This is a genomic window from Arthrobacter sp. 01T414 (assembly GCF_056398965.1).
The window spans coordinates 1093800-1118989 of the sequence record NZ_JBFTQK010000001.1 but is presented as its reverse complement, the minus strand read 5'-3'; the positions used below and the strand labels follow the sequence as shown (position 1 = coordinate 1118989).

At 69.1% G+C, this 25190-nt stretch carries 28 protein-coding genes; 7 read left to right on the top strand and 21 right to left on the bottom strand.

Annotation, left to right across the window (positions count from 1 at the left end):
- Positions 1-40: 40 nt before the first annotated feature.
- Positions 41-379 carry a DUF202 domain-containing protein gene (locus AC1DK9_RS05235; RefSeq protein WP_476862678.1) on the bottom strand — a complete coding sequence of 113 codons (339 nt, stop codon included), beginning with the start codon at positions 377-379 and terminating at the stop codon, positions 41-43.
- Positions 376-732: a YidH family protein gene (locus AC1DK9_RS05230; protein ID WP_476862677.1), complete on the bottom strand. Its 357-nt coding sequence runs from the start codon at positions 730-732 to the stop codon at positions 376-378. Before AC1DK9_RS05230 ends, AC1DK9_RS05235 begins: the two co-directional genes overlap by 4 nt.
- A gap of 158 nt (positions 733-890) precedes the next feature.
- Here AC1DK9_RS05230 and AC1DK9_RS05225 point away from each other — a divergent pair, with 158 nt between their 5' ends.
- Entirely contained in the window at positions 891-2030 is a 1140-nt protein-coding gene (locus AC1DK9_RS05225) for an ADP-ribosylglycohydrolase family protein (protein WP_476915200.1), read from the top strand.
- Here AC1DK9_RS05225 and AC1DK9_RS05220 read toward each other — a convergent pair.
- Complete coding sequence (locus AC1DK9_RS05220; protein WP_476915199.1) at positions 2017-2568, bottom strand: DUF4395 domain-containing protein; 552 nt, start codon at positions 2566-2568, stop codon at positions 2017-2019. The genes AC1DK9_RS05225 and AC1DK9_RS05220 overlap by 14 nt on opposite strands.
- Positions 2569-2640: 72 nt before the next feature.
- Entirely contained in the window at positions 2641-3666 is a 1026-nt protein-coding gene (locus AC1DK9_RS05215; RefSeq protein ID WP_476915198.1) for a 3'-5' exonuclease, read from the bottom strand.
- A gap of 67 nt (positions 3667-3733) precedes the next feature.
- Here AC1DK9_RS05215 and AC1DK9_RS05210 point away from each other — a divergent pair, with 67 nt between their 5' ends.
- Positions 3734-4501, top strand: a complete 768-nt coding sequence (locus AC1DK9_RS05210) for a VTT domain-containing protein (RefSeq protein WP_476862932.1) — start codon at positions 3734-3736, stop codon at positions 4499-4501.
- A gap of 96 nt (positions 4502-4597) precedes the next feature.
- Here AC1DK9_RS05210 and rdgB read toward each other — a convergent pair whose 3' ends face one another.
- From rdgB to clpS, 7 genes are read right to left on the bottom strand one after another with little or no spacing between them, the layout of a single operon-like run.
- Complete coding sequence (gene rdgB / locus AC1DK9_RS05205) at positions 4598-5263, bottom strand: RdgB/HAM1 family non-canonical purine NTP pyrophosphatase (protein WP_476862673.1); 666 nt, start codon at positions 5261-5263, stop codon at positions 4598-4600.
- Positions 5260-6018: a ribonuclease PH gene (gene rph / locus AC1DK9_RS05200; RefSeq protein ID WP_476862672.1), complete on the bottom strand. Its 759-nt coding sequence runs from the start codon at positions 6016-6018 to the stop codon at positions 5260-5262. The genes rdgB and rph overlap by 4 nt, the downstream gene beginning before the upstream one ends.
- A gap of 48 nt (positions 6019-6066) precedes the next feature.
- Positions 6067-6864, bottom strand: a complete 798-nt coding sequence (locus AC1DK9_RS05195; protein WP_476915197.1) for an MBL fold metallo-hydrolase — start codon at positions 6862-6864, stop codon at positions 6067-6069.
- Positions 6861-7943, bottom strand: a complete 1083-nt coding sequence (gene murI / locus AC1DK9_RS05190) for a glutamate racemase (RefSeq protein ID WP_476915196.1) — start codon at positions 7941-7943, stop codon at positions 6861-6863. The genes AC1DK9_RS05195 and murI overlap by 4 nt, the downstream gene beginning before the upstream one ends.
- A 59-nt stretch (positions 7944-8002) precedes the next feature.
- Positions 8003-8542: a DUF2231 domain-containing protein gene (locus AC1DK9_RS05185; RefSeq protein ID WP_476915195.1), complete on the bottom strand. Its 540-nt coding sequence runs from the start codon at positions 8540-8542 to the stop codon at positions 8003-8005.
- A 51-nt stretch (positions 8543-8593) separates the two neighbouring features.
- Complete coding sequence (locus AC1DK9_RS05180) at positions 8594-9154, bottom strand: DUF2017 domain-containing protein (protein ID WP_476862668.1); 561 nt, start codon at positions 9152-9154, stop codon at positions 8594-8596.
- A complete protein-coding gene (gene clpS / locus AC1DK9_RS05175) occupies positions 9147-9515 on the bottom strand; it encodes an ATP-dependent Clp protease adapter ClpS (protein ID WP_476862667.1) in 369 nt (122 codons plus the stop codon). Before clpS ends, AC1DK9_RS05180 begins: the two co-directional genes overlap by 8 nt.
- Before the next feature lie 37 nt (positions 9516-9552).
- Between clpS and AC1DK9_RS05170 the strand changes: the two genes are divergently transcribed.
- The 3 genes from AC1DK9_RS05170 to AC1DK9_RS05160 all read left to right on the top strand — a co-directional run bounded on the left by AC1DK9_RS05170 (position 9553) and on the right by AC1DK9_RS05160 (position 11960).
- Complete coding sequence (locus AC1DK9_RS05170; RefSeq protein ID WP_476862666.1) at positions 9553-10881, top strand: nicotinate phosphoribosyltransferase; 1329 nt, start codon at positions 9553-9555, stop codon at positions 10879-10881.
- Positions 10882-11535, top strand: coding sequence for an isochorismatase family protein (locus AC1DK9_RS05165; RefSeq protein WP_476915194.1), 654 nt, complete (start codon positions 10882-10884; stop codon positions 11533-11535). It begins immediately after the preceding gene.
- 80 nt (positions 11536-11615) lie between these two features.
- The gene (locus AC1DK9_RS05160) at positions 11616-11960 is read left to right on the top strand and encodes a hypothetical protein (RefSeq protein WP_476862664.1); all 345 of its coding nucleotides are present in this window, start codon (positions 11616-11618) and stop codon (positions 11958-11960) included.
- Positions 11961-12028: 68 nt separating this feature from the next.
- On the opposite strand, the gene AC1DK9_RS05155 is transcribed toward AC1DK9_RS05160, so the two are convergent.
- The 8 genes from AC1DK9_RS05155 to AC1DK9_RS05120 form a co-directional block, all read right to left on the bottom strand.
- The gene (locus tag AC1DK9_RS05155) at positions 12029-13816 is read right to left on the bottom strand and encodes a DEAD/DEAH box helicase (protein WP_476915193.1); all 1788 of its coding nucleotides are present in this window, start codon (positions 13814-13816) and stop codon (positions 12029-12031) included.
- Between the two features lie 198 nt (positions 13817-14014).
- A complete protein-coding gene (locus AC1DK9_RS05150; RefSeq protein ID WP_476862662.1) occupies positions 14015-14353 on the bottom strand; it encodes a DUF3039 domain-containing protein in 339 nt (112 codons plus the stop codon).
- A gap of 71 nt (positions 14354-14424) precedes the next feature.
- A complete protein-coding gene (gene nagB, locus AC1DK9_RS05145) occupies positions 14425-15207 on the bottom strand; it encodes a glucosamine-6-phosphate deaminase (RefSeq protein WP_476915192.1) in 783 nt (260 codons plus the stop codon).
- Between the two features lie 52 nt (positions 15208-15259).
- Positions 15260-16831 carry a transporter gene (locus AC1DK9_RS05140; protein ID WP_476915191.1) on the bottom strand — a complete coding sequence of 524 codons (1572 nt, stop codon included), beginning with the start codon at positions 16829-16831 and terminating at the stop codon, positions 15260-15262.
- Entirely contained in the window at positions 16813-17598 is a 786-nt protein-coding gene (locus AC1DK9_RS05135; protein WP_476915190.1) for an ABC transporter ATP-binding protein, read from the bottom strand. The genes AC1DK9_RS05140 and AC1DK9_RS05135 overlap by 19 nt, the downstream gene beginning before the upstream one ends.
- A 26-nt stretch (positions 17599-17624) precedes the next feature.
- Positions 17625-18725 (bottom strand): NADH:flavin oxidoreductase/NADH oxidase, encoded by a 1101-nt coding sequence (locus tag AC1DK9_RS05130; protein ID WP_476915189.1) that lies wholly within the window; start codon positions 18723-18725, stop codon positions 17625-17627.
- Positions 18725-19741 carry a co-chaperone YbbN gene (locus AC1DK9_RS05125; protein WP_476915188.1) on the bottom strand — a complete coding sequence of 339 codons (1017 nt, stop codon included), beginning with the start codon at positions 19739-19741 and terminating at the stop codon, positions 18725-18727. Before AC1DK9_RS05125 ends, AC1DK9_RS05130 begins: the two co-directional genes overlap by 1 nt.
- Positions 19742-19856: 115 nt before the next feature.
- Complete coding sequence (locus tag AC1DK9_RS05120) at positions 19857-21692, bottom strand: hypothetical protein (RefSeq protein ID WP_476915187.1); 1836 nt, start codon at positions 21690-21692, stop codon at positions 19857-19859.
- A gap of 202 nt (positions 21693-21894) precedes the next feature.
- Here AC1DK9_RS05120 and AC1DK9_RS05115 point away from each other — a divergent pair, with 202 nt between their 5' ends.
- Complete coding sequence (locus tag AC1DK9_RS05115) at positions 21895-23205, top strand: AI-2E family transporter (RefSeq protein ID WP_476915186.1); 1311 nt, start codon at positions 21895-21897, stop codon at positions 23203-23205.
- Here AC1DK9_RS05115 and AC1DK9_RS05110 read toward each other — a convergent pair whose 3' ends face one another.
- Together AC1DK9_RS05110 and AC1DK9_RS05105 are read right to left on the bottom strand one after the other, a co-directional pair.
- On the bottom strand, positions 23206-24003 hold the full coding sequence (locus AC1DK9_RS05110) for an alpha/beta hydrolase (RefSeq protein WP_476915185.1): 798 nt from the start codon (positions 24001-24003) through the stop codon (positions 23206-23208). It lies immediately after the preceding gene.
- Positions 24004-24026: 23 nt separating this feature from the next.
- Positions 24027-24365 (bottom strand): ATP/GTP-binding protein, encoded by a 339-nt coding sequence (locus AC1DK9_RS05105; RefSeq protein WP_476862654.1) that lies wholly within the window; start codon positions 24363-24365, stop codon positions 24027-24029.
- A gap of 103 nt (positions 24366-24468) precedes the next feature.
- Between AC1DK9_RS05105 and nucS the strand changes: the two genes are divergently transcribed.
- The gene (gene nucS / locus AC1DK9_RS05100) at positions 24469-25164 is read left to right on the top strand and encodes an endonuclease NucS (RefSeq protein WP_175322880.1); all 696 of its coding nucleotides are present in this window, start codon (positions 24469-24471) and stop codon (positions 25162-25164) included.
- Positions 25165-25190 lie beyond the last annotated feature (26 nt).

The window sequence follows — 25190 nt, the reverse complement described above, 5'->3', positions numbered from 1 at the left end:
AGGCTGGACTTTCGCTGGCGGCCTGCCGGGCGGCCGGCAGCTAGCCGCCGAGGGCGATCGCGGCCACCGTGCTCGCGGCGAGCGCCAGGACAGCCGCCGTCGCGCTGAACATCAACGCTGCCGGGGCTCCTTCGGTGGAGCCGCGCAACTGCCGGGAGCGCACCCTGACGCAGACGAAGAGGACCACGGTGGATCCGAGCGCAGCGGCGGCGCACAGGCCCAGGTAGTCTAAGCGCCCCGCGGCTGGACTTTCCGGACCGGACAGCGCCCAGGTGCGCCAGATGAACAGATCGGCGACGACGAGGGCCAGCAGCGTCCGGCCCCAGGCAAGGGTGGTGCGCTCCGGCTGCAAGCCGGGGTCCCGCGGCGCAGTGGTCACCGGGCAACGAGGATCAGGATGGCGATGGTGAGCGCGGCAATGGCGACGCCGACGGTCATGATCAGCATCAGCCCGGAGTACGGCAGTTCCCGGTTGTTGCGCATCGCGGCTTCCATCCGGCCCCAGCGGTGGTAGGCCAGTGCCGCCAGTCCGGCGCCGAGGACAGCCAGCACGACGCAGACGGCGATCCGGACGGGACCCGGCGCAATGTTGGGCGCCAGCTGGTCAATGGCGAGCGCGCCGGCAATCAGAGCCAGCGAGGTCCTCACCCAAGCCAGGAAGGTCCGCTCATTGGCGAGCGTAAACCTGTAGTCCGGCGTGCTGCCTGTCTTCCGCCACGCTGGTTCGCGCATCCGTCTCCCCTGCCTGAGTCCGCTGGTCATGTCCGCGGCACCACAGCCAACATGGCGCCATCAGCACCCTACCGGGATATGCCGGCGATCCAGTCCGGCGCATCGTTCCCGGCCGGCCCGTTCCCGGGAGGCCCGGCCACCGGGGTAAATTTGAAGCCATGAACATCGAGTCCGGCAGCACCCCGGCGGCGCCGACGCCGTCCCACGAATCCCGCATCCATGGTTGCCTGCTGGGCGGCGCGCTGGGCGATTCGCTGGGCTACGCCGTCGAATTCTCGAAAATCGACGAGATCCGCGCCATGTACGGCCCGGAAGGACTGCGGGACTTCGCCGAGCTCGACGGCGGCAGCCACTTCTCCGACGACACCCAGATGACGCTGTATACGGTGGACGGCCTGCTGGAGGCTCTCGAATGGGCCAACTCGGGCGTGGCGGCGGACACGAACGCCTGCCTCTGGCTCTCCTACCTGCGCTGGCTGGCCAGCCAGGGCGTGGCCCTGCCGGATGCCGCCCCCTTCCAGCCGCCGCGCTGGATCGACAGCCATGAGGTGCTCCGGCACCGCCGCGCTCCCGGCAATGCCTGCCTCAGCGGGCTCGCCACCGGGGAAATGGGGACCGTCCACCGGCCGGTCAACCCGGATTCCAAGGGCTGCGGCACGGTGATGCGCTCGGCGCCCTTTGGATTGATTCCCCACGTCCCGGCGGAGGCGGTCTACAAGATGAGCGCGGATGCGGCGTCCCTGACTCATGGGCATCCCGCGGCCCGGCAGAGCGCCGGGGTGTTCAGCCTGCTGATCCACGCCCTGGTCAATGGCGAAGACCTGCACAGCGCGGCGGGAGCCGCGCTCGCGCACCTGCAGGACGGCCCCCTGCCAAAGGGCGAGGAGCCGGATCCCGCCCTGGTCGACCGGCTGACGGCGTCCCTGCGCCTTGCCGGCGCCTCCGCACGCGGGTCCGAAGACGAGAGTTCACCGGGCCTGCTCGGCGCAGAAGAACTGGTGCGTGAACTGGGCGAAGGCTGGGTGGCCGAGGAAGCCCTCGCCGTCGCGCTCTATGCCGTGCTGGCCACCGCACCGGAAGCGACGGCGGCTGCCAGCCCGGCGGAGCACTTCCGGGCGGCGATCGCGGTGGCGGTAAACCACAGCGGCGACAGCGATTCCACGGCCTCGATCGCCGGCAACATCCTGGGGGCGCATTACGGCGAGGAGTGCCTGCCGGCGGACTGGCTCGCCGCGCTCGAGGCGCCCGAGGTCATCCGCGGCATGGCCGCGCGGCTGGCGTCGGTTACGGGCGCCTGAGCGAGATGTTGTTGCAGGCTTCGCAGACATCCTCGGAGATAAGTCCGCGGCGCTGCAGGTAACCGAAGATGGCGCAGCCGAGGCAGAAGCCGGCGAAGGCTTCCAGCGAAGCGGCCGCAATCAGTGCCACGAGCAGGATCCAGGCGACCGGAGCCAGACCTGCGGCGAAGAGGACGGCGGCCGCCGTGGAGAGGGCCGCCCCGATGCCTTGCGCAAAGCGCTTCGGCGGCCCGGGGACCAGCCGTTTCTTGCCCAACAGCGGAGTCAGAACCTTGACTGAGAGCACGCCGAAGGGTGAAATCCTCGGTCCGAACAGCACCCGCAACCAGAATCCGACGGCGATGACTGCCAGCCCCCAGCCGGAGCCGGTCAGGAGCGTCGCAAGGGACAGCAGCACCACGAGCGCCGCGGTGATCCGCGCGGAGTACTCGTTCACCGGATTGGGGAAGGCAAAGACCCTGCCCCAGACGCTTGCGCCTTGCGGGTCAGCGGCGGGAGCCTCTGCTGCGGGGGCGGGTGAAGAGATCAGTTTGCTCATCATTCAAGGCTAGGAGCGGCCCGACCCCGGGCGAAATGATTGTTGCGCCGTATGACCCGCGGACGGACCGCGCTAGCTGGCCCGGGTGGCCGCGGCGGCGACGTGGCCGCCCACCATCTGCAGGAACTCCCCCTCGGAGAGCACCTCGATCCGCTGCCCGCGGTCGTGGAGTTCCAGGACCCGGCGTGCCTTGCCCGTCAGCCGGCCCGAACGCAGGTCGGCCGCGACAAAGCCGTCCCCCACCACCAGCACCGTGGTGCGTGCGGTAACGCGGCTTTCTGGGCGGGCCCCCAGCTCGGCGGAGCGCAGCTTCGCCTCCGGCCGCGGAATCGCCAGTTCTCCGGTGAACACCACGGTCTGCCCGAACAAGGGGTGGTCCGGGGCTGCCGCGGCATTGGGCAACGGGTTGGCGCCCTCGTCCGGCCAAGCGGGGCGGAACGGGCGGGTGGCTGGAGCCGGGCCTTGTCCGGCGGCGAGCGCCTCGAGGGCCGACCGGGTGGCCTTGGAGAGCGGGTCGCGGCGCGGGTCGAAGGCCGGTTGGCGCGAAACTGTGAGCCCCAGCGAGAGGTACAGTTCGGCGATGCTGGCCGCACAGTTGCGGGCCGCGATGTCGATCAGGATGCCGGCGCAGGCCCGTGCGTCCTCGGCGGCGTCGTGGTGGTTGAGCAGCGGGACGCCGGCTTCCTCGGCGGCGTACGGCAGCGAATTGGACACCAGCGAGTAGCAACGGCGCGAGAGCATCACGGTGCAGACGTAGTCGTAGGCGGGCCCGGGAAGCCCGGAGACCTCCAGGCCGGAACGGATCACGCCCAGGTCGAAGGCGGCGTTGTGGGCGGCCAGCACGTCGTCGCCAATGAAGGCACCGATCTCGGGGAAGAGCTCACCGAAGCGGGGCAGGCCGGCGACCTGCTCGGGCCGGATGCCGTGGATGCGGACGTTGTGGTGGTCAAAGGCGTCGTGGTTCTCGGGCGGCCGCATCAGCCAGGAGGCCTCCTCGACGACGACACCGCCGCGTACCTTGCTCAGCCCGACGGCGCACGGCGAGCCGCGGAAGCCGTTCGCGGTCTCAAAGTCGATCGCCGTAAAGTCCAAACCCACGCTCCAACTTTAGCGCCGGAACCGGCCGCACCCGGTCAAGTACCCTAGATAGGTGAACCCTTATACCCTGCACGACTTCGCCGTGACCACCCTCGGAGGCGCCGGGCCGGTCCAGCCGCACCTGGCCTCGTTCCTGCCCGACTGGCTCAACCCCCAGGTCTTCCTGGCAGATCCGGCCCTCGCGCCGTGGGTCGTCATCCTGGTGTGCGGCATCATTTTTGCCGAGACCGGGCTGCTGATCGGCTTCTTCCTGCCAGGGGATTCGATGCTGTTCACGGCCGGGCTGCTCGTCGCGACGGACACGATCAAGTTCAACATCTGGGCGTTTGCCGCGCTGATTGTCGTCGCCGCGATCATCGGCAACCAGGCCGGCTACCTGATCGGCTCCAAGGCCGGTCCGGCCATCTTCAACAAGCCGGACTCCAAGCTGTTCAAGCGTGAGAACGTCGAGAGCGCCCACGCGTTCTTCGAGAAGCACGGCGGCAAGGCACTGATCCTGGCCCGCTTCGTCCCCATCATCCGGACCTTCGTCCCGGTGATCGTCGGCGTTGCCCAGATGAGCAAGCGCAAGTTTTTCATCTATAACGTGATCGGCGCCGCGCTGTGGGGCGGCGGCGTGACCCTGCTCGGCTACCTGCTCGGCGACAAGGTGCCGTGGGTCCGGGACAACCTGGACATTATCTTCATCGCGATTGTGCTGCTCTCGGTCATCCCGATCGGCATCGAGGTCATCCGCGGCCTCATCGCCAAGCGCCAGGCGGCGAAGTACGGCACCGGGCTGGTCGATGAATTCATCGAGGAGCACGAACCCGAGGAAGAGCGCAAGACGCCGTAAATCCGGTCCGGGAAAGCATTCACTCCCCAAAAAAGGATGGCGCCCCTGGCGGGGCGCCATCCTTTTTTGATGCGGCCTTTGATGCGGCGRCCGGAACTACCTGCCCGCCAGCGCCTCCACGATCGCCGGCAGCAGGGCCCGGAAGGCGTGGCCGCGGTGGCTGATGGCGTTCTTTTCCTCCGGGCTGAGTTCCGCGCAGCTGCGGTCCAGCCCGCTGGGCTGCAGCACCGGGTCGTAGCCGAAGCCGCCGGCCCCGCGCGGCTCCCGCAGCAGCGTGCCTTCCAGCTGGCCGTATTCCACCACTTCCCGGGCCTCCTCGCCGGAGGTGCCCGGCACGGCGAGTGCCGCGGCGCAGACAAAGGCCGCGCCGCGGTATTCGTCCGGCACATCGGAAAGCTGGTCCAGCAGCAGCTGGAGGTTCGCGGCGTCGTCGCCGTGCCGGCCCGCCCAGCGGGCAGAGAAGATGCCGGGCGCTCCGCCCAGGACGTCGACTGCCAGGCCGGAGTCGTCGGCGATCGCGACGAGGCCGGTGGCCTCGGCCACCGCCCGGGCCTTGAGCAGCGAGTTTTCCGCAAAGGTAACGCCGGTTTCGGCGACATCGGGGGCTCCGACGGCGCCCGCGTCCACCACCTGCGTGTCGACGTCGAGCCCGGGCAGCTGGCCGCGCAGCAGTTCGCGCAGTTCCCTCAGCTTGCCCTGGTTGTGGGTTGCCAGGACCAGGACCGGCCGGTTCGGCTGGTCCCCTGCGGGAGCGCCGCTCACGGGGCTTCGGCCAGGGTCTCGCGCTGGATGGCGGCGAGCTGCTCCGTTCCGAGCAGGGCAAGGTCCAATAGTTTGTTGAGCTCGTCACGGTCGAACGGCGCGCCCTCGGCGGTGCCCTGCACCTCGACGAACTTGCCCGAGCCGGTCACCACCACGTTCATGTCGGTCTCGGCGCGGACGTCCTCCACATACGGCAGGTCCAGCATCGGGACGCCGTCAATGATGCCGACCGAAACGGCGGCGATGGTGTCCACCAGCGGCTGCGCGTTGCGGGCGATCAGCTTGTTTTCGCGGGCGAACCGGATCGCCTCGGCGAGGGCGACGTAGGCGCCGGTGATGGCCGCCGTGCGGGTTCCGCCGTCGGCCTGCAGGACGTCGCAGTCCAGCACGATGGTGTTTTCGCCGAGAGCCTTGGTGTCGATGATGGAACGCAGCGAGCGGCCGATCAGCCGGGAAATCTCGTGCGTGCGGCCGCCGATCTTGCCCTTGACGGACTCACGGGCGGAGCGCGTGTTGGTGGCCCGCGGCAGCATCGCGTACTCGGCGGTGACCCAGCCGCGGCCCTCCCCCTTGAGCCAGCGCGGGACGCCTTCGGTCAGCGACGCCGTGCAGAGCACCCGGGTGTTGCCGAACTCGATCAGTGCCGAGCCTTCGGCCTGCTTGGACCAGCCGCGGGTGATGCTGATCGGACGAAGCTGGTCGGGGGTGCGGCCATCGGCGCGGAGAACGGGAGCGGTAAGGGCTTCGGAAGTCATGCCTTCCAGCATATCGACCCGGCGCGTGCTCTTGCCTCCAACGTCAGCTCAGACGGTGTAGTGCACGCCCGCGACCGCGACGGCCACGTGCTGGCCGAAGACCTCCTTGGCCTCGGCCATCACCTTCGGCGGGGACGTCCAAACCGGAATGTGCGTGAGCAGCAGCCGCCGCGCCCCGGCTGCCACGGCTGCTTCGCCGGCGCGCTTGCCGGTCAGGTGGACGTCCTTGATGCCGTCGTCCCGGCCCTCCTCGAACGCCGCCTCGCAGAGGAACAGGTCCGCGTCCCGGGCCGCGTGCTCGAGGCCGCTGCAGGAGTCGGTGTCCCCCGAGTAGCCCAGCACCCGTGTGACCGGGTAGCCGTCCTTGTCCGGTTCGGTGACCTCCACCCGCAGGGCGTAGGCCTCCTCGACCGGGTGGTTCACCGCGAAGGGGGTCACCGTGAACGGGCCCATGGTCACGGGCTTCCGTTCGGACCAGTTGCTGAAGTCGAACTCCTCGTGCATGCCCGGGTCCAGATCCAGGCCGTAGGCGGTTGCCATCCGGTCCGCGGTGGCGGCGGGGCCCCAGACCGGGATCCGGCCGCGCCCCCAGCCGCCCGGCTTCCACCGCACCGCGACGTGCAGCCCGCACAGGTCCATGCAATGGTCCGGGTGCAGGTGGCTCAGGAAGATCGCGTCGATGTCCTCCAGGTCGGTGTACCGCTGGATGGCGCCAAGCGCGCCGCTGCCCAGGTCCAGCACGATCTTCCAGCTCCGCTCGCCGTCGTGCGCGGTCAGCAGGTAGCACGACGCCGGCGAGCCGGGCCCCGGAAAGGATCCGGTACAGCCCACGATGGTCAGCTTCACAGGCCGGACCTCCGGAGGCCCGCCAGCGGCACCCCGCCGGAGGCAGAGGCGGAGGAGACGAAGTTGGAGATCCGCGGCCTGCCGGCGGCAGCCTGCGCGGCGGCGATCATTTCCGGGGTGATCCGGGCGAGGCTGCCGGTGGGGTACTGCGCGGCCACATGGTCCACGTGGCGGACGCTGAGGACCTCGGGGCCCAGGAAACGGCGGGCGAGGTGTTCGAACTGCGCGGCGTCGCCGGTGGCGATGAAGTTGTGTTCCGGGGCAGTCGTCCCGGTTCGTTCAAGGCCGCGCGAAGCCAGTGCCCGGTACACGTCCTTGGCGGTTTCCTCCGCGCTGGACACGAGGGTGACGTCCTCGCCCAGAACGAAGGAGAGCACTCCGGTCAGCAGCGGGTAGTGGGTGCAGCCCAGCACCACGGTGTCCACGCCGGCCGCGGTGAGCGGGGCGAGGTATTCGCGGGCGACGGCGAGCAGTTCCGGCCCGGTGGTGATGCCGGCTTCCACGTAGGGCACGAACGCCGGGCAGGCCACGGACGTGATCTCCAGGTCCGGTGCGGCCGCGAAGGTGTCCTCGTAGGCGCGGGAGCCCACGGTGGCGGAGGTCCCGATCACGCCGACGCGGCCGTTGCGGGTGGCCGCGACCGCGCGCCGTACGGCGGGCTGGATCACCTCGATCACCGGGATGCCATACCGTGCGGTGTACCGTTCCCGGGCGTCCCGGAGCACGGCGGCGGACGCGGAGTTGCAGGCAATAGTGAGGAGTTTGACGCCGGAGTCCACCAGCTCGTCCATCACGCCGAGGGCGTTGGCCCGCACCTCGGCAATGGGCAGCGGACCGTACGGGCCGTGGGCGGTGTCGCCGACGTAGAGGATGGATTCGTTGGGCAGCTGGTCGATGATGGACCGAGCCACGGTGAGGCCGCCAACGCCCGAATCAAAAACGCCGATGGGGCGCTCCCCCGTCCGGGCGTCCCCGGTACTGCCCGCTGCGGTCTCCGCCGCAGCGTCCGCTGCCGGATCCGTGCTCGATGCTGAAGTCATGATTATTCGAGGATAGGGCTTCGCCACAGGTGCGGCCATCACATTGTGTCGAGCGACTCGTGTCTGTTGGGTCACACCTGACCCGCCGCAGCCGGCCTTCAGGTTCCGGTGCCGACCCGCCGCGCCGTGCCCCGGTTGAGCGCCAGGTGGCCGCCCAAGAAACCGGCTCCGGTGACGGCGGCGTTGCCGGCGAGTCCGAGCCGTACGCCCAGGCTGTGCCGGCCGCGCAGCCGTGCGATCAGCGATGCCAGGAACAGGAAGACCGAAAGATCCGTGCCAAGCGCGTGGACGGCGCCGATCCGGCGCTCTTCCCCGCTCATCTCCGCCCAGTCCGCGGCGCCGGCGAGGGCGGTGGGCACCGCTGCGGCGAGCCCCGCCCCGACCAGCACCTTGGCCCCGGAACGCGACTGGGGACCGCCGGCGAGGTCCAGAATGGCGGCGCTGAGCCAGCATCCCAGCGTCACGTCCGTCAGCAGCGGATGAACCGAGTGGCCCAGGACGCCGCTGTGGAGCGGGCTGCGCCGTGCCCAGTCAATGAGCGGCCGATAGATCCGCTCCTGGACCACGGCAAGGCGTTCGGACACGGGGCTCCCGCCCACCGACCGGGTCAGACGTTGCGGCAATGCCAGCTCGCTCACGTTAAGTCACGGTACGCCGGGCCCCACCGGCTGTATAGACCGGAATCCGGCTTACGCCTCGAGCGAGGCGAGCATGGCCTGGACCAGGGATTCCTGCAGCCAGGTGGTGAAGTTGTAAACCAGGGCCAGGTAGCTCTCCACGTCCTCGGCCTGGGACCAGTCCTGCATCCGGTGCACGTGCTCGGCGTCGGCGTCGTCCCGGATGTCGAGGCGTTCGGCGAGCACCAGCCGGACGTCGTTCAGCGCGGTGGACCAGTGCCGGGCGTCGGCGGGCGTCAGCACCAGCTCGTCCTTGTCCAGTCCCAGGGCCGCAGCCTTCAAGGCGCCGATCTTGCTCTCGCGCAGTGAGCGCTCGGTGTAGCGGCGGAACTCGAGGGAGGCCTTGTCGTCGTCCTTCATGACGTTGGGCAGCAGCCGGCGCAGGGCGCGGTCGGAGGGCTCCCGGGCCTCCGGATCCAGCCCCACCAGCGCGGCCAGCGGATCCTGGTTGGCACGCTCCTCCGGCTCCAGCATGGAAATAACGTCATCGAAGAGGCTGCGGAGCAGATCCCGCTCGGCCGGCTCGAGGTAGCCGGTGATGCCCTTGAGCCCGTATTTGAACGCCTTAGCCACGTTTTCCCTTGCCCTTGCCCGATCCCTTGCCGCCGTTACCGCCGCTGGCCTTTTCCACCGTGGCCCACAGGCCGTACCCGTGCATCGCCACGGCGTGCTGCTCCACCTGCTCCTTGCTGCCGTGCGCCACGATGGAGCGGCCCTTCTTATGGACCTCCAGCATGAGTTTGTTGGCCTTCGCCTCGGAATAGCCGAAGTAGCTGCGGAACACGTAGCTCACATAGCTCATCAGGTTCACCGGATCATTCCAGATCACGAGGTTCCAAGGGATGTCCGGGGCGGTCAGGACGTCGGTCAACGACGCTGTTCCGGTCTGGGTGCTCTCCTGGGTATCAGGGCCGAGCGCAACGCTGAGGGTCATCTGTCCATTCTATGGGGACGCGCATTAGAGTGAATTCGTGAGTACCTCTGCTGGCTGGGACCATCCCCGCACGTCCCTGTACACCGACCACTACGAGTTGACCATGCTGCAGGCTGCGCTGCATTCCGGCGCCGCCCACCGCAAGTCGGTGTTCGAGGCCTTCGCGCGGCGGCTCCCGGACGGACGGCGCTATGGGATTGTCGCCGGCACCGGCCGGCTGCTGGAGGGGATCGCCGGCTTCCGCTTCGGCGACGAGGAGATCGACTTCCTGCGCCGGACGAAGGTGGTCAACGAGGAAACCCTGGAGTACCTGGCGAACTTCTCCTTCTCGGGCGACATTTGGGGCTACGCCGAGGGCGAGGCGTACTTCCCGAACTCCCCCATCCTGATCGTCGAATCCACCTTCGCCGAGGCCTGCATCCTCGAGACGTACATCCTTTCGATCCTCAACCACGACAGCGCCATCGCCTCCGCGGCCTCGCGCATGATCACGGCCGCAGGGACCCGGCCCTGCGTCGAAATGGGCTCCCGCCGGACCCAGGAGGAATCCGCCGTCGCGGCCGCCCGCGCGGCCGTGATCGCCGGCTTCGACAGCACCTCCAACCTCGAGGCCGGCCGGCGTTACGGGATCAAGACGGTGGGCACCGCTGCCCACTCCTTCACCCTGCTGCACGACACCGAACGTGAGGCGTTCGAGGCCCAGATCGCCTCGATGGGCGCGGGCACCGCGCTGCTCGTGGACACCTACGACGTCGAGGCGGCCGTGCGCACCGCCGTCGAACTGGCCGGCGACAAGCTCGGCGCGGTGCGGCTGGATTCCGGCGACCTGGTGGCGCAGGCGCAGTGGGTGCGGCAACTGCTCGATGAACTCGGCAACGAGAACACCCGGATCATCGTCACCTCGGACCTTGACGAGTTTGCCATCGCCGCGCTGCAGTCCGCCCCGGTGGACTCCTACGGCGTCGGCACCTCGCTGGTGACCGGCTCCGGCGCGCCGACGGCGAGCATGGTCTACAAGCTGGTCAGCCGCACCGACGACTCCGGCGCGTTCATTCCGGTGGCCAAGGCAGCCAAGAACAAGACCAGCAAGGGCGGCCGCAAGTACGCGCTGCGCAGGCTGAACGACCGCGGGACCGCCAGCCAGGAAATCGTCGGCATCGGGCACCGCCCGGACGACGACGGCAACGACCGGCAACTGCTGCAGCAGTTCATCAAGAACGGCGAACTGCTGCCCGGCTGGACCGGCCCCGAGGGCGTCGTGCGGGCGAGGCGGCGGCACGCGGACAGCATGAAGGAGCTCCCGGCCGTGGTCAACCGCCTCCAGCGCGGCGAAGCAGCCATCCCCACTATCTACGAGGAGGACTGAATGTCACGTGCCTTGATCATCGTTGACGTGCAGAACGATTTCTGTGAGGGCGGGGCGCTCCCCGTCGAGGGCGGAGCCGCTCTCGCGGCCGAAATCAGCGAATATGTCGACGCCCACCACGGGCAGTTCGACCACGTGGTGGCCACCCAGGACTGGCACATCGAGCCGGGCGCGCATTTCTCGGACGAGCCGGACTTTGTCGACAGCTGGCCGCCGCACTGTGTCGCGGGCACCCGCGGCGCGGAACTGCACCCGGACCTGGACACCGAATACATCCAGGCCTACTTCCGCAAGGGACAGTTCACCGCGGCCTACTCGGGCTTCGAGGGGCTGCTCGCCCCGGACGACGCCGTCCCCACCGGTGACCGCACGCCCGGCTCGTTGCCCGTGGGCGGCGCCGGCAGCGGTGATGCCGCCGGCGAGTTCGCCGCTGGCGAGGACGCCATCGGCCTCGATGACTGGCTGCAGAGCCACGACGTCGAGGAAGTCGTGGTGGTGGGCATCGCCACCGACCACTGTGTGAAGGCCACCGCATTGGACGCCGTGCAGGCCGGATACTCCGTGACTGTGCTGCGCGGGCTCACCGTGGGCATCGCCGAGGACCTCGACGACGCCTTCGCGGAAATGGAGTTCGGCGGCGTCGACATCGCCTGAGCTCGTCGCTGCCCCGAGCCGCACAGTAGACTCGGAATCCTTGCCAGAATCGTCGGACCCGTAAATTCCCGGAGTACACCATGAAGAAGACCCTGACCGTCCTGATCGCTGCCGGGACCCTGCTCGGCGCAGCCGCCTGCTCGGCTCCGCAGATGACAAACGCGGAGACCTGCTCCCGCGTCAAGGCGATCACCACCTCGCCGACCTCCAACTCGGACAAGTTCGGCATGACGCGGCTGGCCAACCAGATCCGGCCGATCGAGGCGAACGCTTCAGACGAGCTGCAGGCTCCGCTGCAGTCGATCGTGGACTACCTCGACGAGTCCGCGAAGAAGGACCCGGACCAGGGCAAGCTTGATGAGCTGAAGGCCCAGTACACCGCGGCCGGCCAGAAGCTCTCGCAGACCTGCGGCGCCGCCCAGTAACGACGGCAGTGCGCCTATAAAGGCAGCAAAAAGGGACCGGTTACCCGGTCCCTTTTTTGCGTCCGGTGCTACTTCCGGCCGATGAACCAGTCCTGAAGCCTCCGCAGCCGGGTCTGCAGCTGTTCCTCGTTGGCCTGCGCCACGGCCGGGCCACCGCACACGGTCCGGAGCTTGGTGTGGATGACGCCGTGCGGGGTTCCGGTCCGGGCAGACCAGGCCGCGACGTTCTTGGCCAGCTCGGTGCGCAGGTCCATCAGCATCCGGTGGTCCGGCACGGCCGGCGCCGCCTCTGCGGCAGCTGCCCCCTGCGGGGCGCGCTTGTTCTTGCGGTTGAGCTGTTCGTGCTGGCGCTGACGCAGCAATGTGCCCACCTGTTCGGCGTCGAGCAGGCCGGGGATGCCGAGGAAGTCCAGCTCGTCCTCCGAGCCCACCTCGCCGCCCGTGCCGAACTCGCCGCCGTCGAACAGCACCCGGTCGAAGGAGGCCTGGGAGTCCAGCGCTTCGAACTTGCCCTTCATCAGGGTGTCGGAGGCCTTCTCCTCGCGGTTCGCCTCGTCCATCAGCGAGTCCTCGGGATTGAAGAGCCCGTCGCCGTCCTCCTTCTCCGGGCGGTCCAGGGCGTGGTCGCGTTCGGCTTCCATGGAGTTCGCCAGCGCCATCAGCTGCGGCACGGAGGGCAGGAACACCGACGCCGTCTCGCCGCGCTTGCGGGCACGCACGAAGCGGCCCACGGCCTGGGCGAAGAACAGCGGGGTCGACGTCGAGGTCGCGTAGACGCCGACGGAGAGCCGCGGGACGTCCACGCCTTCGGAGACCATGCGCACCGCGACCATCCAGCGCTTGTCCCCAGCCGAGAACTCCTCGATCTTGGAGGAGGCCTTGGCGTCGTCGGAGAGGATGACGGTGGGTGATTCGCCGGTGATTCTCTTCAACTGGCCGGCGTAGGCGCGGGCGTCCTCGTGGTCGGTGGCAATGACCAGGCCGCCGGCGTCGGGCACGGTGCGCCGCACCTCGCTGAGGCGCTTGTCCGCCCCGGCCAGCACGGCCGGAATCCACTCGCCGGCCGGGTTCAGCGCCGTCCGCCAGGCCTGGGACGTGATGTCCTTGGTGACGGCGGCTTCGCCCAGCGAGGCCGCCATCTCGTCCCCGGCGCTGGTCCGCCAGCGCATCTGGCCGGAGTAGGCCATGAACATCACCGGACGGACCACGTGGTCCCGGAGCGCCTTGCCGTAACCGTAGGTGTAGTCGGCCTTGGAGCGGCGGATGCCGTCGCGGTCCTCGGCGTACTCGACGAACGGGATCGGCGAGGTATCCGAGCGGAACGGGGTACCGGTCAGGGAGAGGCGCCGGGCGGCGGGGTCGAAGGCCTCGCGCAGCCCGTCGCCCCAGGACAGGGCCTCACCGCCGTGGTGGATTTCGTCGAGGATCACGAGGGTGCGCGCTGCCTCGGTCTTGGCCCGGTGCAGCATCGGCTTGCTGGCCACCTGGGCGTAGGTCACAGCGACGCCGATGAAGCCGCGGCCGTGTTGGCCGTCGGCGTTCTTGAAGTTCGGGTCGATCGCGATGCCCACCTTCGCGGCGGCGTCCGCCCACTGGCGCTTGAGGTGGTCCGTGGGTGCCACGATCGTTACCCGGTTCACCACGCCGGCCTCAATCAGCATCGAGGCCACGCGCAGCGCGAAGGTAGTCTTGCCGGCGCCGGGGGTGGCGACCGCCAGGAAGTCCTTGGGGTGGGTACTGAAATAGCTGTCCAGGGCCTCCTGCTGCCACGCGCGCAGCTTCGGGGCGGTGCCCCACGCGGCGCGCTCGGGATAGGCGGGCGGCAGCACGGGGCCGCCAAAGAGTGTCTCTGTCATTTAGGAGTCCTCCCCTCCGCGCATGGTTGCCGGTTCCGGAGAAACCCAATTAAGCACAAAAACACCAATCTTTTTCGGATGAACCGGACAGCAGGAACGCGGCGGACTACGCAGTAGGGCAAGGGCACCTTCCGGTGCCGGATCTACGCCGGAAGCCGCAACGGATCCAGCCCGCTGCGGGGGCCTAAGTCGAAGGGCCTATTTCCCGGAATCTCCGCCGTCGCCGCCCGGGCGGAGGCCCTCATAGACCTCTTTACACTCGGGGCAGACCGGGAACTTCTTCGGATCGCGCCCGGGCGTCCACACCTTGCCGCACAGGGCAATCACGGGTTCACCCGAGAGGGCGGATTCCATGATCTTTTCCTTGCGCACGTAGTGCGAGAAGCGCTCCCGGTCGCCGGGCTCCACTTCCTGCCGCAGTTCCTCGCGCTCAATCGTAGCCGTCGACGTTCCGGCTCCGGAGAGCTCACGCATCGGGTCGTTGGCCGGGGCATTTGCCGGGTCATTTTCCAGGGCGGAATCCGTCATGCTGCTCATGTCTTCCATCTTAGCCGCTGGCTCGGACGGTATCGCGACGGCGGCTCCCGGCGTCGGGCATTGGAGCGTCTTCACAGGCCCTGCCAGCGCGGCTTGCCGTCGTAGCTGTGCCGGTAGTAATCGGCGAGCCGGAGCGAGGAGGCCGCCGCCTCGTCCAGGAGGACAGTGGCATGCGGATGCAGCTGCAGGACCGACGCCGGACAGATGGCAGCCAGCGGCCCCTCGGTAAAGTCGCGGACGGTCTGTGCCTTCTGCGCTCCGGTGGCGAGGAGGATGACGTGCCGGGCCTCAAGGATGGTGCCCAGGCCCTGGGTGAGGACATGGTGCGGCACCTCGGCCAGGCTCCCGAAGAAGCGGGCATTGTCCCGCCGCGTCTGCTCCACGAGGGTCTTAATCCGGGTCCGGGAGGCCAGGGAGGACCCCGGCTCGTTGAATCCGATGTGGCCGTCCGTGCCCACTCCGAGAAGCTGCAGATCCACTCCCCCGGCCGCGCGGATCGCGTCCTCGTACGCCCGGCAGGCCGCCGGAACGTCGGCAGCCTCGCCATCGGGTCCGTGGACGTTGTCCGGGCTGATGTTCACCCGGTCGGTAAATTCGCGCCGGATCACTTCGCGATAGGACTCGGGGTGCCCCGCGGGGAGCCCGACGTACTCGTCCAGGATGAAGGCGTGGGCACGGCTAAAGTCGAGGCCGCCCCGCTCATGCCGTTGCGCGAGCTCCTCGTACACGGGCAACGGCGAGGATCCGGTGGCCAGGCCCAGGACTGCCTCGGGCTTGCGCCGCAACAGGCCCTCGATCGCGTCGGCGGCGAGGGCGGCGACCAGCCTGCCGCCGGGCAGGATGACGATTTCCATGGACGGCAGGCTATCCCACTCCGGCGCTACCGGCCCGGGTCCTCGGACCCGGTCAGCGGTTGACGGCCACCTGTGACAGCAGCTCCGGGGTGCGCGAGTCGAACCATTTGCCGCCCAGCCGCACGCCCGCCGCGAAGAGACCCAGGCCCAGCACCGGGCCCAGCACCAGGCAGATCCAGCCGGGCACCATGCTGCCGCCCGCCAGCTGCAGGGCCACCAGCACCACCTCCGGGCTCACCAGGAGCAGCAGGACCGCCATGCCGCCGAACTGCACCGCCAGGGTCTGGGCCACGTTGCCCGGCGGCTTTTTGAACGGGCTGTCACCGGGCAGCGGCACGGGCACGGTGTAGCGCGCCGAGACCACGGAGGACAAACCCAGCCCGGTGAACAGCACCCCCAGGGTCAGGCCCAGGATGCCCGGCAGCAAAGCCCAGTCGCCGGTGAAAAACATTGGGATGACGCTGAAGACCAGCACCGTGGGCAAGGCGAAGACCAGGCACGCCACGGCCCGTCCGAGCCTGTCGTGCAGGCCGCGCACGCCGGCGGCGACGTGCAGGGCAAAGGCTGTGCTGTCGTAGGAGACGTCCGAGGAGATGGACCAGGCGAGCAGGAAAGCGGCGAGCGGCCCGACGAACTGCAGGATTCCGTAGAACCCGGTCTGGCTGGCCTGGAAGAAGAGCAGCGCCGGCAGCAGCGGCACCACCACGAGGGCCCCGGCGTAGCGCGGATCACGCAGCCAGTAGGTGAGCGAGCGCGCAACTATCGCTCCCGTGGGCGTGGCCGGAGCCAGGGCGAAGAGCCCCAGGCCCGCTGCCTTCTTCTTTGCGGTGCCGGCGTAGGGCGGCGTGACGAGCGCACGCTGCAGCAGGAGCTTCCAGCACTGGACCAGGGCGGCGAGAGTCGCGGCAGCGATGAGCAGCTTGAGCACGGCCGGTCCGTAGCTGCCGGCGGCCAGCTCTCCGCCGACGGCCCAGGCCGCCCCGGCGGGCGTCCATTCGAGGGACCGCGCCAGCTTGGCCACGAACCCGGCATTGCCGGCGATCCCGCGGGAGACGCCGGCCAGGATCGGGCCCATCAACACCAGCGGGATCAGGAATGCGACCGCGCTGACGTCCTTGAAGCGCCGGGAGCTGGCCAGGCCAACTGTGCCGGCCGTGACCACCTTGGAAAGCACAATGCACGTGAGCACACCGAGGACCGCGCCGGCCAGGCCGCCCGCCGCGGCCAGGAAGCCACGCGACCAGGTGCCCACGGTGGCCAGCGCCACGAGGGCCGTCGCCGCCCCCGGGATGCCAATCAGCCCGGCCAGGGCGAGGCCTGCCAGCAGTTTCCGCATCGGCACGGCAAAGGTCGTGAACCGGGCCGGGTCCAGCGTCATATCCGCGGCCGAAGCCACGATCGGGACGACCGCCCAGCCCAGGACCGCGGCGGTGCCGCCGAGCACCACCACCGTCTGCGCCGTCGCCACGTCGGCCTGGCGCAGCAGGATCAAACCGGCAACCCCGACGCCGACCAGCCCCAGGGCGTACAGGACGCCGATCCCCAGGCCCACGAGCTGCCAGGGGCTGCGCCGCAGGCCATTGCGGAGCAGGGTGAGCTTGAGCCTTAGAAGGTGCGCAACCATTCCAGCCCTTCCGCTTGGCTGCGTCCGCCCACCAGCTGCACGAAGCGGTCCTCCAGCGACTCGCCGGCGCGCACCTCGTCCACCGTGCCGGCGGCCAGCACCCGGCCGCCGGCCACAACGGCGACGTGGTCACACATGCGCTGCACGAGGTCCATGACGTGGCTGGAGACGATCACCGTGCCCCCGGACGCGACGTAGCGGTCCAGGATGTCTCGGATATTTGCGGCGGAGACCGGGTCCACCGATTCGAACGGCTCGTCCAGCACCAGCAGCCGCGGCGCATGGATCAGCGCCGAGGCGAGCGCGATCTTCTTGGTCATGCCGGCGGAGTAGTCCACCACGAGCGTGCCGGCGTCCTGGCTGAGGTCCAGGGCGGCCAGCAGTTCCGCGACCCGCGTCGCCACCACTTCACGGTTCATGCCGCGCAGCAGGCCAGCGTAGCTCACCAGCTGCTCGCCGGTCAGCCGGTCGAAGAGACGGACCCCGTCCGGCAGCACGCCCATCAGCTTTTTTGCCTCCAGGGGGTGCTGCCAGACATCCACCCCGTGGATAAAGGCGGTGCCGAAATCCGGCCGCAACAGCCCGGTGGCCATCGACAGGGTGGTGGTCTTGCCGGCACCGTTGGGCCCGACGATGCCGTAGAAGGAGCCGGCGGGAACGTCGAGGCTGATGCCGTCCACCGCGATCTTGGTGCCGAAGCGCTTGGCCAGCCCGCGCAGGGCCAGCGCCGGGACTGGGGTTTGCGGGTGGGGTTGTTCGAAAGTCATGACGTTAGACTAACCGCCGCGACCGCCTAAAACGTGTGCCGCGGGATAGCCCGTTCATACTGCGGCGGCCAGGCGAGCTCGTGGCCCAGTTCGAATGCGGCACGCAGCCACCAGTGCGGGTCCCGCAATGCGGCTCGGGCGATGAACACCCCGTCGGCCTGTCCCGTGGCGACCGCATGTTCGGCCTGTCCGGCGGAGGTCAGCAGGCCCACCGTACCGGTCCGCACGCCGGCCTCGCGGCGGATCCGGGCACTGAATCCGGTCTGGTAGCCGGGCCCGACCGGAATCGACTGGTGCGCCACGGCACCGCCGCTGGAGACGTCCACGAGATCCACCCCGTGTTCGCCGGCCGCGCGGGCCAGCCGCACCGAGGCCTCGGCATCGATGCCGCCCTCGGCCCAGTCCGACGCGGAGATCCGCAGCAGCAGCGGCATGGAATCCGGGATGACGTCCCGGACGGCGTCGACCACCGCGAGGGTCAAGCGGTTGCGCCCGGTCTCATCCCCGCCCCAGCGGTCCGTGCGGTCATTTACGAGCGGGCTTTGGAACTGGTGCAGCAGGTAGCCATGGGCGCCATGGATCTCGACCGTGTCGAATCCCGCACCGACCGCGCGGACAGCCGCGGCAACGAAGTCGGCGATCACGCCGTCGATCTCCTGCTCGGTCATGGCCGACGGCGGCGCGTAGCCGTCAAAGGCGCCGGGGCCCGGGCCAACCGTGTCCCAGCCGCCGTCGGAGACGGGAACGGTGCCGCTCTTGCCGGAGAACGGCCAGTAGGAGGATGCCTTGCGCCCGGCGTGGGCGAGCTGGGTGCCGATCTTGGCGTTGGCAGAGCCGTGCCGGTGCACAAAGGAGACTATCCGCTGCCATGCCTCGGCCTGGTCATCGTTGTAGAGGCCGGCGTCCCGCGGGCTGATCCGCCCGGCCGCGTTGACGGCAGCCGCCTCGGTGAGGATGAGCGCAGCGCCGCCGGTGGCGAAGGAGCCGAGGTGCATCAAGTGCCAGTCATTCGGAACGCCCTCGCCGGTCTCCGGTTCGCAGCTGTACTGGCACATCGGCGAGACCCAGCCGCGGTGCTCCAGCCGCAACGAGCGCAGCTCCAGCGGGGTGAACAGTGCCGAGCCCACTAGAACAGCACCCGCGCGAGGTTCTGCCGGGCCTTGGCGACGCGGTCATCGGAGCTTCCCACCACGTCGAACAGCTCCAGCAGGCGCACCCGGGCACTCTCGCGCTCCGGGCCGAAGTTCCGGCCGATGAATGCCACGACACGGCCGAGGCCGTCCTCGACGTGGCCGCCGGCAATATCAAGGTCGGCCACGGCCAGCTGGGCCTCAAGGCTGTCCGGCTCCTCGGCGGCACGGGCGCGGACGGCGTCCGTGTCCGCGGCGGACAATGCCTGCAGGCGACCCATGAGCTCCACCTGGGCGAGGCCGGCCTTGGCCTCGGCGTCGGCGGGCATCTCGGTCAACGCCTGCCGGTAGGCCGCAGCAGCGCCGTCGTAGTCGCCTGCCTCGATGGCGTCGAACGCCTTCTGGTGCAGGGGCGGGAGCGGCGGAGCCTCGGGCTCGGCCGCTCCGGGGCCGCCGGCGCCGATCCGGCCGGTCACGCCGTTGGCGGCCGCCACCTTCAGCAGTTCGTCGAAGAGGCTGCGCACCTGCTGCTCCTCGGCGCCGCCCTGGAACAGCGGCACGGGCTGGCCTTTGACCACGGCGACGGCGGTCGGGACGGCCTGCACCTGGAAGGCCTGCGCAAGCTGGGGGAAAGCCTCGATGTCGGCCGCGCCCATGACCAGGCGGCCCCCGTAGCTTTCGACGATCTGTTCCAGCACGTCCACGAGCTGCGCGGATCCCGGCGAGTAGTTGGCCCACATTGCGATCACCACCGGGACCTGGGCGGAAAGGTCCACGAGCTCCTGGAAGTTGGCTTCCGTGACGTCAACCCGCAGAGGCGTACCGGCGGGAGCGCCGCCTGGTGTTGCAGAGCCCGCGCCGGCAGCACCGGCCTCCTGCGCCGGAGGCCGGCCGGCCCCGGCGGCCGCGGGCGGGGCCGGGCGCTGTTTCAGCGAGGAGAGGTCGACGGCGCCCCGCAGGTTCAGCGGGTTGGCGGCAGCTGGAGGGACCGGGCGGGAAGCTGGCGAAGTCATAGCTCCACTCTATCCACTACGCCCGACGCAGCAACGACCGGGCCGCGATGGCGGCCCGGTCGTTGCGGTGCTTGTGGTTCCGGCCGGTGTCAGTCGGGCGGTGTCCTGCGGAAGGCTACTTGATCTTGGCCCCGACCAGGCCGCGGGTGGCTGCCACCAGCTTCATCGGGTCCTTGGAACCTGTCGGCGGGATGTAGACGGCCACAGCTTCGGCAAAGTTCAGCACCATGCCGGTGCTGGTCTCCTTGCCGCCAGCCAGCGCCGCTGCGTCGTTACCGATCGTCAGCTTGTCCCCGGAGTTCTTCGGCGTGCCGTCGAAGGCGAAGTTCAGCCGGCCCAGGACCAGTGCGCCGCCGTCGGCGGTCCGGAACACCACGGTGTCCTCGGGAACAGGCTTGTGGCTGAAGGTGAACTTGCCGTTAGCACCCGACTTCACCACATCCTTCTGGTACGCCAGGGTGTCAGCGATGTACGGCGAGGACTTTCCCTCGGCGAGCTTGTCCTTGAAGGTGGAGTCGGCCTTGGTCAGCCGGTCCCCCAGCCCGGACAGCGCTTCCTGTCCGCTGTACAGCAGCCCGGACTTGTCCGTGGCGGCCAGAGTTTCGGTGCCACCGCGGTTGATTCCGGGGAAGGTGGTCCCCGGCTGCAGCGGGGTTGCCCCGACCAGCTTGTAGTTCTCGCGCGGGGAGGACTGCACGAGGGTCAGCAGCTGCGGAACGACGTTGCCGTCACCCTGGGTCACAGCCATGACGGACCGCGGCCAGCTGCGCTTGTTGCTGACCACGGTGGTGAGCAGCTTCGTGGCGCGCACCGGCATCCGGGGCTCGTAGCTTCCCACCTTGGAACGGATCTTGTAGTTCTGCTTGCGCACCTCGAGCTCGCTCGCCCCGACGCGGGACGAAAGCTTTGCCGCGTCTTTGGCAGCGTCCCCGGCGTCGACGGCGCTGGCCACCTGCTCCAGGATGCGGCGGAACTGCGCGTCCAGCAGGACCGGAGCGTCGGCGGCCTGGCCGGCGGCGGAAGAGGATTCGCTAGGCGACGGCGAGGGAGCCTGGCTGGCCTGCGCCGCAACGCCGGTGCCGGCAACCGCGGCGGCGGTCAGCAGCGCTACCGCGGCGCCGGAGCGACGGCGGACAGCCGCGGGGGCGGCAACGCGTTCCACACTGCCGTTCCGGGCCGGATCGGCATTCTGGGCACCGCCGGCGGTGCTGCGGGCAGCGGCCCTCGCCTCTGCCTTGGCCTGGGCCTTGGCCTGCGCGCGGCGCGCAAACAGGCTGCCCTTCGGGGCGGCTCCGGAGCCGCCCGCTGGATCGTCGTCTGAACGACCGTCGTCGGAGTGGTTCCGGGCGGGCTTGACCAGCAGCAACGCAGCGCCGGCCAGGACCAGCAGGCCGCCCAGTAACATCAACGGAACGGCCCACGGGGTGGACGTGTCATTGGGGAAAGTCATCGTGATCGATGATGGGGCCGGCTTGGTGCCGTCCGAGGCGAGCAGCAGCGCCCAGTCGCCGTCCGCCGGAGCGGTCCAGGAGTAGTCCAGGTCGCCGTTGGCGTTCTCGGTGGTGACCCACAGGTCCGAGCCTGCCGGGGACGGCGCCTTTGCGTCGCCGTCGGCGTGATCAACCTGCAGGGACTTGCCGTCGTCGGAGACCCCGGAGACGGTGTTGTGGGCGGTCTTGCCCACCCACGCATCGACGTCGTCCGGCCGGCCGGCGGCGAGCATGAAGTTGCCCTCCCCCTTGACATGGATCTGCACCGTGCCGCCATGCAAAGTACGCAGCTTCTCGTCGAAGACGGTCAGCGGGGCGGCGGTGCCACCCGTGGGCGCGGTGGCGGTGACGGTCTCGGCCGGAGCCCAAAGCGTCTTCTGGCCGATTCCGGCCAGCAGTGTCAGGAGGCCGAGCAGCACAAGTGCGACTGCAGTCTTGAAACGCAAAGTATTACCTATCATCAGCGGACACGTAGCTTTAACAGTAACCGTTTTGTTACCTGAGAGTCAGATCGGCACTCTTGTCAACCCCTTCCCCGGCCCCGTCCGGCCCCGCTGGGCCGCCAGCTGGCAAGGCTGCTGATAGTGTTTGCGGTGATCATCACACCCGGCCCGCAACCGCGGTTTTGCAGGGAATTTTCGGACAAAAAGGGCCTTCGACGCAGTGACTGAACCCACGGATACCTCCGCCGCAGGACACCCCGCCAGCCAGGAATCCGGCAGCCAGCCACGCGGGCCGCACGAGCCGGCCACGCAGCTCTCAACGCCGCGGGCGGCCGCGGCGGGGTTCCTGATTTCGATGGCGCGCCGGCTGCGGCAGCCGCTGCCCGGCGCCCAGCCGCGACTGCGTTTCGAGATGCCGCCCGAGCACGACGAGGACGAAGCGGCAACGTCGGAGAGTGAAAGCACCGCAAAGTTCGGCGCTCCCGGACCGCGAATGTCGTCCCAGCACCCGCTGTACGTCGGTTTCATGGGCACGGTGGGCGTGGGCGCGGCTCTTCTGGTCTACTGGATCGGCTCCAACACCACCCAGTTGCTGCTCTGGATCGTCACCGCGCTGTTCATTGCGCTTGGCCTGGACCCCGTGGTGCGCTGGCTCGAAAGCAAGAAGGTGCCGCGGCCCGCGGGCATCCTGGTCTCCGTCGCCGTGCTGGCGCTGGCCGTCACGGGGTTCTTCGCCACCCTGATCCCGACCATCGTGCAGCAGGTGACGCAGGTCGTCCAGCAGGCTCCGCACTGGATCCAGGACTTCATCGACTCCGACTTCTTCCGCACGGTGGACAGCCAGTTCGGCGTCCGTGACCGGATCAGCCAGGAACTCGAGAAGTTCGTGAACAACCCCGAGGCCATGAGCGGCATCTTCGGTGGCGTCGTGGGCTTCGGCTCCACCGTGGCAAACGGCCTGTTCGGCGCCCTGATCGTCCTGGTCCTCAGCCTCTACTTCCTCTCCGCGATGCCGGCCATGAAGAAGTGGGGCTACCGGCTTGCCCCGCGGTCCCGGCGTGCCAGGGTCGAGGCCCTGTCCGAAGAGATCACCGGTTCGGTCGGCAACTACGTGATCGGCCAGGTCTGCGTGGCGCTGCTGAATGCCACCTTTGCCTTCATCGTGATGTCGATCGTGGGGGTGCCGTTCGCCCTGCTGCTCGCGTTCGTCGTGGCCCTGCTGGCGTTCATCCCCCTGGTCGGCGGCATGATCGCCGGCGTCCTGGTGACCTTGATCGCCCTCACCGCCGGCTGGCAGACCGCCGTGGTCTTCGCGATCTGCTACTTCGCCTACCTGCAGTTCGAGGCCTACTTCATCTCCCCGCGCATCATGCAGAAGGCCGTCGCCGTGCCCGGCGCGGTCGCGGTGATCTCGGTCATCGCCGGCGGCAGCGTGCTCGGCGTGCTCGGCGCCCTGATCGCCATTCCCACGGCCGCAGCGGTCATGCTGCTGGTCAAGGAAATCTTCATCGTCCGCCAGGACAAGCACTAGTCAGGCGTGGGCGGTGGCCACCGGGCCGTCCCACTCCTCGGGCAGGGCAGCCGGAGCGCCGTCTGGCAGCACCTCGGCCACGATCTCGTTGAGTACCCGGCCGGCGTACTTCTCCCCCACCCACAGGTGCTTGGCGCCGTCGACGCCCACGACGTCCGCGTGCGGCACCAGGGCGAAGCGCTCGGCGGCGGCGGCAGGCTGCAGGTAGTCGTCATGCTCCGGGACCAGGACCTTCAGCGGCTTGCCGAAGGCCGCCCACTCCTTGAGGTGGACATCCGTGGCGCGGTGCAGCGGCGGCGAGAGCAGGATGGCGCCCTCGATCTCGGAGGCCACGGGCTCGGCGGCGCCGTACATCAGCGCGAGTTCGGTACCGAAGGACCAGCCGACCAGCCAGCGGTTCGGCAGTCCGCGCTCGACGGCGAAGTGCACCGCAGCCTCCACGTCGAGCCGTTCGCCGATGCCTTCCTCGAAGGACCCCTGGCTGGTTCCCCGCGGCGAGGACGTCCCGCGGGTGTTGAACCGCAGCACCGCGATGCCGGCGAGGGCCGGGAGGCGGTAGGACGCCTTGCGGTAGACGTGCGAGTCCATGAAGCCGCCATGGGTCGGCAGCGGGTGGAGCGTGATGAGGGTTGCCTTGATCTCGCCGGACTCGGGAAGCGCCAACTCGCCGACCAACCGGTGCCCGTCCGCGGTGCGGAGTTCCACATTTTCGCGGTGCGCCGGCAGCACGGTCGAGGCACGGATCGCAGTGGGCGTTGAGGGCTGGCTGAACACGTAGGACGCCGGGTCGAAAGTCATGCCCTCCAGCTTAGCGAAACCGCTCAGCGGTACCGGTAGCTGCGCGAGCTCCAGCAGTTGGAGTGCCAGTGCCGCCGCTCGGCCAGGCCCGCGGCTGCGCCGAAGATGTGGTCCTCGGACCAGACCACGAGGTGCGCGGTGCCCGGCGGCACGGCGGTAAAGCATCCGGGGCAGACGTACGTCTTCCCTGCCCGGCTGGCGGAGATAGAGCGGACCATCCACTCGCCGTCCGGGGCGCTCTCGCGCCGCGCGATCCCGGTCCGGGCGCGCTCCAGGTCCAGTTCCGGTGCGGGCCCGGCAGCATGTTTACCGGCAGCGCCTCTGCCGGATGCGGCTCGGCGGGGGCGGTTGGAACGGGGCATGAGTCCATTCTGCCCCAGCCCGGATGCTCCGCCGGCACTCCGCCGGCACTATGAGGCGGCCGCGACGCCCGGGAGCAGCGGTGCAGGCGGTAGTGTTGTCCGGGTGCGTTTAGTGATAGCCCGTTGCTCCGTTGATTATGTCGGCCGGCTCAAAGCCCATCTCCCGCTCGCCACCCGGCTCCTGCTGGTCAAGGCCGACGGTTCGGTCCTGGTCCACTCGGACGGCGGTTCCTACAAGCCGCTGAACTGGATGAGCCCCCCGGCGAGCCTGCGCGTCTCAACCCCGGACGAAGTCGACGTCGAAGTCGGCGTGATCGAGCAGTGGACCGTGCAGTCTGCGAAGACCGACGACCGGCTCATCATCAACATCCACGAACAGCTGCATGACACCTCGCACGAACTAGGCCAGGACCCCGGACTGATCAAGGACGGGGTCGAGGCAGACCTGCAGCGGCTGCTCGCGGAGCAGATCGAGACCCTCGGCGCCGGCTTTTCGCTGATCCGCCGCGAATACTTCACCGCGATCGGCCCGGTGGACATTCTGGCCCGCGACGCCAACGGCGCCACCGTGGCAATCGAACTCAAGCGCCGCGGTGACATCGACGGCGTCGAGCAGCTCACCCGCTACCTCGAGCTGCTGAACCGCGACCCGCTGCTGGCACCAGTGCGCGGCATCTTCGCCGCACAGCAAATCAAGCCGCAGGCCAAGGTGCTGGCGAACGACCGCGGCATCGATTGCGTCACCCTGGACTACGACGCCATGCGCGGCGTCGACGACAGCGAGTCCCGGCTCTTCTAGGTCCCTTACCGCGGACGCGCCCTAGA